The organism is Bacillus sp. JJ664, from assembly GCF_036962205.1.
In the GTDB taxonomy this organism is placed as follows: domain Bacteria; phylum Bacillota; class Bacilli; order Bacillales; family Bacillaceae_G; genus Gottfriedia.
In genome coordinates this window covers 26822-34000 of sequence record NZ_JBALMS010000031.1, presented here as the reverse complement: position 1 = coordinate 34000, position 7179 = coordinate 26822, and the positions used below count along the sequence as shown (strand labels likewise).

Below are 7179 nucleotides of genomic sequence, written 5' to 3'. Positions count from 1 at the left end.
CTTATTAAACTAACTGGCGCGTTAGTTGCATAACGATGGATTGCTTCGGTAGTCCATTTTTTTATTGTGCTAATTGGCAGGATGGTTGAATAAGAAAAACCCTACTATTGGTGGTATTGGAGTTCAATTCAAGATGATAAAATCACTATAAATAACATCAATTTGAGGATGAAGACATTGGAAAATATCAACTTAAAACAAACTATTAAATACATCTTATTTATTATTATATTTTTTCGACTTGGAAATCTTGTGTTTATTTCCCTTTTAGGAGCAATGAACATACAAGTAAATTATGTTTACTATCTAGCATCTGAAATTATTTTTTATTTGATGCCTACTTATTATTTACTAAGAAAAAAGAAAATTACTTTGAAACGGGATTTGAAAATCGTTAAAATCCCTATTAAAATGTATATTCATTTAATAATTCTAGCTATCTTATTTCAACCAATCACTCATGGTTTAATTACGCTCCTATCGGAACTTTTAAATGATCATTCAATTCAAAACTATAAATATTCATTCTCTACCTTTATTTATTCCATGATCACCGGTGCCATGATTACACCACTAGTTGAAGAAATTTGTTTTCGAGGACTATTGTTTCAGAAAACAAAACATATAGGAATTTATAAATCTATTTTAATAAATGGAATCATTTTTGGTTTAATACATCAAAATGTAATTGTATTTTCTTTTACATTTTTATTTGGAATGCTTTGTTGTTACGTATTTTATACTAGTAAATCATTAATAGCCCCTATATTTTTACACGCCATGTATAACGCATTGCAAAGTATTCCTGATAATAAACATACGGGAAGCTTATTATCAATTTATCAGTAACCCTTTAAATATTATTCCATTTATGATTCTATTACTTCTATTTGTTTATTATTTTTCTAAAACAGTTAACAAAGACTTCACTAAGATGGCTTAAGAAGAATGAGTTTTTTAGTTTTGTTTTATCAAAGAATTTTTAAATAATATTTCTATCCTTATGCAACTAACTGGCGCGTTAGTTGAAGTTCATGAAAGGCTGTTTTGCAGCCTTTTTATTGTGCAATTTGGCAGGGGAGTTTAATAAGAAAAGGATAATTAATTAAATATAATTGTTTATAGAGGGATGGATATAATTGGAAAGCGCTCCAAAGGTAAGAAAAATACTACTTGATTAAGCATTTACCCGTTTAGACTTTCCTCTAGGTATTTAATGGTAGAAAAACATTAAATTATCTAATCCTGTTCATATATTAATAGTGTTACATTTTTCAATTTTTCGTTTACTTTTCTTTACACCTTTTTATTCTAGTAATTGAAAGAATTTTACATCATTCATCTAAACTTATAAGAGTAATAGATTTTATAAGGAGATGAGTAATAAATGACAGGAAAAAAATTTGTAATAGCGACAATTGCATCACTTATGGTGTTTTCAGGAGTTAGCCAAGTATCAGCACAATCTACCTCTAAGAAAGAGTATTCATCCATGTCACATAACTCAAAAAGATTTGGTCCTAAAGGTTTTGATTTGCAGGCACACCGTGGTGGACTGGGGCTAACTGTTGAGTCAACAATTGCATCATTCTCACATGCATTAGAACTTGGTGTGAGCACACTTGAGCTTGACGTGCAGATTACAGAAGATCATCAAGCTGTTATTACCCACGACCGCAAAATCTCGGGTGCCAAGTGCACAGATTCGAGACCGGCATTCATTGGTGATACAGAATACCCATACGTGGGCAAGTACATAAAAAATTTAACCCTTGCACAAGTACGGACACTAGACTGTGGTTCAAAAGGGTTGCCACAATTCCCTGGTCAGCAACTGAGCCCTGGTGCTCGGATGCCACTACTTACTGAGGTTTTTGACCTTGTCAAACGCTACAAAGCTAACAAAGTTTGGATGAATATCGAGACGAAAGTTGAGGCGGGGGCACCTGAGGAGACAGCTCCTCGAGAAGAATTCGTACAAATTGTTGCTAAACAAGTTCGCGAAGCTGGGATGCTCGACCGAGTGTCAATTCAAAGTTTTGATTGGGGTGCGCTCAAGCGGATGCATGAGGTTGAACCTCAATTGCCTCTCGTTGCCCTAACCAACGGACCACAGTTCCTACAACCGGGACAGCCAGGTGCCTCACCGTGGTTAGGTGGAATTGATATCGATGACTTTGATGGAGACCTCCTTGCTGCGGCACATTCGTTAGGAGTAGATGCTATCTCTCCAGTACATGGCTTCCCACAAAATGGTAAAATTACTGATGAAAACTATATACCATATGTGACGAAGAGTATGGTTCAGGAAGCTCACAAATATGGAATGAAGCTCATTCCATGGACGGTTGACGACCAACCAACCATGCAAAAGCTTATTGATGATGGTGTTGATGGAATCATCACTGATTTCCCTGACCAACTACGTGTTGTAATGGAGAAGAATGCTCTAAAGCTACCTAAGAGCCACTCTACTTATAAGTAGTATTACTTATCTCTTTAAATACTTTTTTACTAATCTCTTATGAAGTAACTATTTTGTAACAAATTTGCAGTAATGGGATTCATTTTAGAAGCACCATCTATTTTAAACATAGATAGGTGCTTTTGTTATTTCATATCTTTAGGTTAGCCTAGCTTTTTACTGTTAGATGAATCTTTCGTTATTCAACTAACTGGCGTGTTAGTTGAATAGTGTAAGCAGCCTTTGGCTGTTCTTTTTTATAGGAGTAAATGGCAGTATAGTTTAAGTGAAAGATTCGCAAATAGGTACGTATTTTAATAATTGAAGGGGATTATTTCGAGCAACGCGAAAAATGTTAAGTGTACTTTCCATTCTTCCATGTTTTTTGGGGAAAAGTTACAGAAGTTAAGTACAACTCTTTTTTTAAAAGCAGGAATATAGTATTTGAAGATTCCTCTGATTTTAGGTTGATGCAGGATTAAAAAACTATCTCGTTGAATAAATTAACTTAAATACTGTGTATTACCACAAAAAAAGGAAGTGTAATATTGTTAGAGAATAGAAAAGTATGTGAACCTCAAATATCAAAAAAGAAAATTTTCGCATCTCTTTTATTTGTTCCTGGAGTATATTTAATGATAATAATTTCAACATTTTTAATCGTTTTGATTGGTTGCGGATTAATTCTTTTCATTAATTATTTAATTAATAAATTTGTGGGTGAAATGGGATTTGCAAACTTAGCCATTTATTTACTTGCGGCTTTACCTTTCTTTGGAATTTTAATTGGACTAATAAGCAGTGTAATAGCAATCGTATCTACATTATTTAAAAATAAACATTTTGAACCTGCAATTTTAATTAGTCCTTCCGATCATCCAAAATTACACCACCTTATTAATGAACTTTCAAAACAAATGAATACTAAAATGCCAGATTCAATTATTTTACATATTAAGTCAAATTTTTTCGTATCAAATGGAAAAATTAGAGTCTTTAACGGAGTTGCAAAAGGTAGAATATTATCTATTAGTTTACCATTATTAAATGTATTATCTATTAATGAACTTAGAGCTATATTGGCTCATGAATTTGCTCATTTTACAGGCAGAGACTTATTTTATAGCCGTATTGTACTTCCAGTCTATAAGGGTGCTGCTACATATTTAGACTATATATCATCAGTTTTTAATTATAATGGTAGACATTTAGGAATTATTTCAGTCCCAATGATTTTACCAAATATGCTAATGAAGTATTATCTTAGTATTTTTCATAAATATAATATGAGTATTTCAAGAGATAGAGAGTACAGAGCGGATTACATCGCAACATTAATTTGTGGAAATGAGATTGTTAAAGAAGCTTTATGTAAGATAGTTAGTCATGGGGATGTATACGATCGTTTAATTGATGAGCATATGAGTGAAAAAATTGTTCATGGTTTTGAATTTGAAAATTACTTTAATCATTACCGGGAATATATTGGAGATTACACAAAATATATTGATGAATCATTGGTAGAAGCATTAAAAGCAAATGAAGACGAGTATCATTCACATCCATCTCTATTAAATAGAATTTTAAACTTACCAAATGTTGAAACCAAATATGATGAAAATGAAAAGTCACTCGAATTAATTAATCACCTAGGTTACTTAGAAGTGAATATGACTAAACAATATAATTATTATCTATATCAACATTTAGCTGGATCATCATTTATGTATGAGTAATTGTTTTAATGAATTTCAATTACTTCTGGAGGCCGATCTCGGCTCCTATTTTACTATTTGGCAGTTTAGATGAACAAGGCTTTATTTCGTAATTGATAGGAGGTTATCTTTTGAAAAAAGAGCAGATTGAAATGATTAATAATAAATTTCCCTTTTTTAGAGAAATACCAATACATAAATGGAAAGATAGCAGCGGGTTTATAACGACGCTACCTGTTCGTCAAATGATTGAGGAAGGGTATATTTTTAACCATGTTTCTTTTGTAATTAGCGGGTGTATTCGAGTTTATAAAATAAGTCCATCAGGAAAAGAGTTAACAATGTATCGATTAAGAAGTGGTGACACATGTGTAATCATGTTAGCAAGCGTTTTAGGTGAGACAGGATATGAAGCTATCGCGGAAATAGAAAAGGAAACCGAGCTATTTGTTCTACCTGCGCAATTATTTAGGGAATGGGCACATAAATATAAAGAAATAAATACATATATTCATCGTTTATTTATAAAAAGAATAACAACAGTTGCAAATCTTATTGAGGATATAACGTTTAAGCCATTAAATTCAAGGTTGGCCGACTTGTTGCTCCATAAATCAAGTGAAACATCCGACAATCTTCTTTATATTACTCATCATGCTCTTTCTATAGACTTGGGTACTGCAAGAGAAGTTGTCAGTAGAACATTAAAAGATTTTGAAAGAAATGGATGGATTAAACAGGAGCGGAGTAAAATTTTTATCATTCAAAAGGAAAAATTACAAGAAATAGTAGAAGTAATGTGATAAAGTCACTGAAATTATTCAAGCAAAATCCTAGAATAAAAAGTGTAAATCGTTTCAAACACAAAGCATTTAAAGTCTAGGAGGAAATAAGATGACATATTATAAGCCAGAAAATTTAAAGAAAATTCCACAGTTAATAAAGAAAAGCCCTGAAGCTGCAAACGCCTATTTTCAATTTGAGAAGACGGTCTTTGAGGAAGAGACTATTCTTTTAAAAAAAACGAAAGAGTTAATTGCTATTGTAGTAGCCCATGTTACTGGTTGCCCGTATTGTATTGATGTACATATAAACAAGTATAAAGCACTTGGAGGTACAATGGAGGAAGTTACTGAAGCTATTTTAGTAGCAGCATCTACTAGAGCAGGAGCAATTCTTGCCCATGGTGTTAACTCTTTGATCGCATTCGAGGAAGGGGATTGAACACTCATTAGCTTTTACGAAGGATCAATGACAAAGAGAAATCGTTGAGTTATATAAAGGCTTATGTATCGAGAGTTTTAGTTGTAAAGTGAGAGTCAATTAATGACTCTTTTTTTATTGGACTTGCTAGTATGACATTAGGTTATTTACATAAGAAAAAGTTACATACCGTTTGGATAGAGGGCACTAAAAATGAAGAAAATTAGTTTTTGGTTTTTTTTTATTTATCTTTTTATTTTACTGTTATTAAGTTTATGATCTGTGTCAAATAATCTTATGACAATATGTAACTAGTAAATATGATATTGAATAAATAACAATTGAATTAAGCAATTGATCCGTGTAAGAACATGAATCAATCTTGCTTTTGAAAAAAATTCAATTGAGGTGAGAATAATGAATAAGAAAAAAATGTATTGTGCAATGGTTAGTACAGCTATATTAGTCGCAGGAAGTGGTGTAGAAGGAAAAGCTCAAACGGTAGCAGTCGAAGATTCAGCTCAACCAATCCAACATAATATCATTAAATCAATACAATTACAGGCAAAGGGATTAAAAACGATAGAACCATCAAATCCATTTGACGATTTAAAACCACTTAAGAACATGATTGGTAGTGCGGAATATGTAGGATTAGGAGAGAATACTCATGGAAGTTCTGAAATTTTCACCATGAAGTTTCGCCTTGTAAAATACTTGGTTACTGAGATGGGATTTACGAATTTTGGAATGGAAGAAGATTGGGGTAATGGCTTAAAGCTAAATGAATATATCCAAACAGGAAAAGGAAACCCTAAGGAATTTTTAAAATTGTTATATCCTACTGATGAAATTATCGCCTTGATAGAATGGATGAAAGATTATAATGCTGATCCATCCAATAAAAAGAAAATCCAATTTATCGGACTTGACTTAAAAACAATGGACCAAAGTGTTTTTAATAAAGTAATAGATTATGTAAAGCTGCATCGACCAGATATACTGGCAGAAGTGGAAGAAAACTATAAAGAGCTTGCATCATTCACTGGAAGTATACAGGAATATATGCAGCTTGCTCCTGAAAAAAAAGAAAAATTTAAGGCAAATGCTGAGAAAGTAGTCCAATTGCTAAAAGATGAAAATGAACAAGCTAACTCTCTGAGAGTTTCATCCGAGTTTATCTGGGTGAAAGCGACGGCGAATGCAATAGAAAAATTTACCACAATGCTGCTTCCTAATGATTATCCAAGTATAGTGAAGCTACACGAACAATATTTGGCTGATCATGCAATGTGGGCACAGGATACATTTGGCGGTAAAACTATGGTATGGGCACACAATATTCACATCGCCAAAGGTATTATCGATGAGAAATTATACCCTAATGTTGCGGGACAGTTTTTGAAAGAACGTTTAGATAATAACTATGTCACAATTGGTAGTACAACTACGGAGGGGAAATTCACCTTATACAGCGAATATAATCCTTCCACCGGAGGTAAACTTGCGACGGATACTATTCCACAAGATGTGAATAGCTTCAATTATACCCTTGGAAAAGTCCCATATGATATGTTTTTGTTGGATAACCGTCAGCTTAAAGGTCAAGCAAAGAAATGGGTTAGAGAAAAGAGGCCATTACTGAGTGTGGGGGGACAACTTGTCCCAAACGGTTCATTATATTTTGATACTTCATTGCTTGAGCAGTTTGATGTAATTTTTCATATCCGAAAAACAAGTCCATCTCATATTAAATAAGAGTACAAAATAATCCCTTCTTGAAGAGTGAAGAACGGG

At 32.8% G+C, this 7179-nt stretch carries 6 protein-coding genes; all 6 read left to right on the top strand.

Going from position 1 to position 7179, the window contains the following annotated elements:
• Positions 1–177: 177 nt before the first annotated feature.
• On the top strand, positions 178–849 hold the full coding sequence (locus V7056_RS05295; RefSeq protein ID WP_499699969.1) for a CPBP family intramembrane glutamic endopeptidase: 672 nt from the start codon (positions 178–180) through the stop codon (positions 847–849).
• Between the two features lie 538 nt (positions 850–1387).
• Positions 1388–2485, top strand: coding sequence for a glycerophosphodiester phosphodiesterase (locus tag V7056_RS05290; RefSeq protein ID WP_499699967.1), 1098 nt, complete (start codon positions 1388–1390; stop codon positions 2483–2485).
• 614 nt (positions 2486–3099) lie between these two features.
• The gene (locus tag V7056_RS05285) at positions 3100–4200 is read left to right on the top strand and encodes a M48 family metallopeptidase (protein WP_499699965.1); all 1101 of its coding nucleotides are present in this window, start codon (positions 3100–3102) and stop codon (positions 4198–4200) included.
• Positions 4201–4310: 110 nt separating this feature from the next.
• Positions 4311–4982, top strand: a complete 672-nt coding sequence (locus V7056_RS05280) for a Crp/Fnr family transcriptional regulator (RefSeq protein ID WP_499699963.1) — start codon at positions 4311–4313, stop codon at positions 4980–4982.
• A gap of 91 nt (positions 4983–5073) precedes the next feature.
• The gene (locus V7056_RS05275) at positions 5074–5403 is read left to right on the top strand and encodes a carboxymuconolactone decarboxylase family protein (RefSeq protein WP_499699961.1); all 330 of its coding nucleotides are present in this window, start codon (positions 5074–5076) and stop codon (positions 5401–5403) included.
• A gap of 396 nt (positions 5404–5799) precedes the next feature.
• A complete protein-coding gene (locus tag V7056_RS05270; RefSeq protein ID WP_499699959.1) occupies positions 5800–7140 on the top strand; it encodes an erythromycin esterase family protein in 1341 nt (446 codons plus the stop codon).
• The last annotated feature ends 39 nt before the right edge of the window (positions 7141–7179 follow it).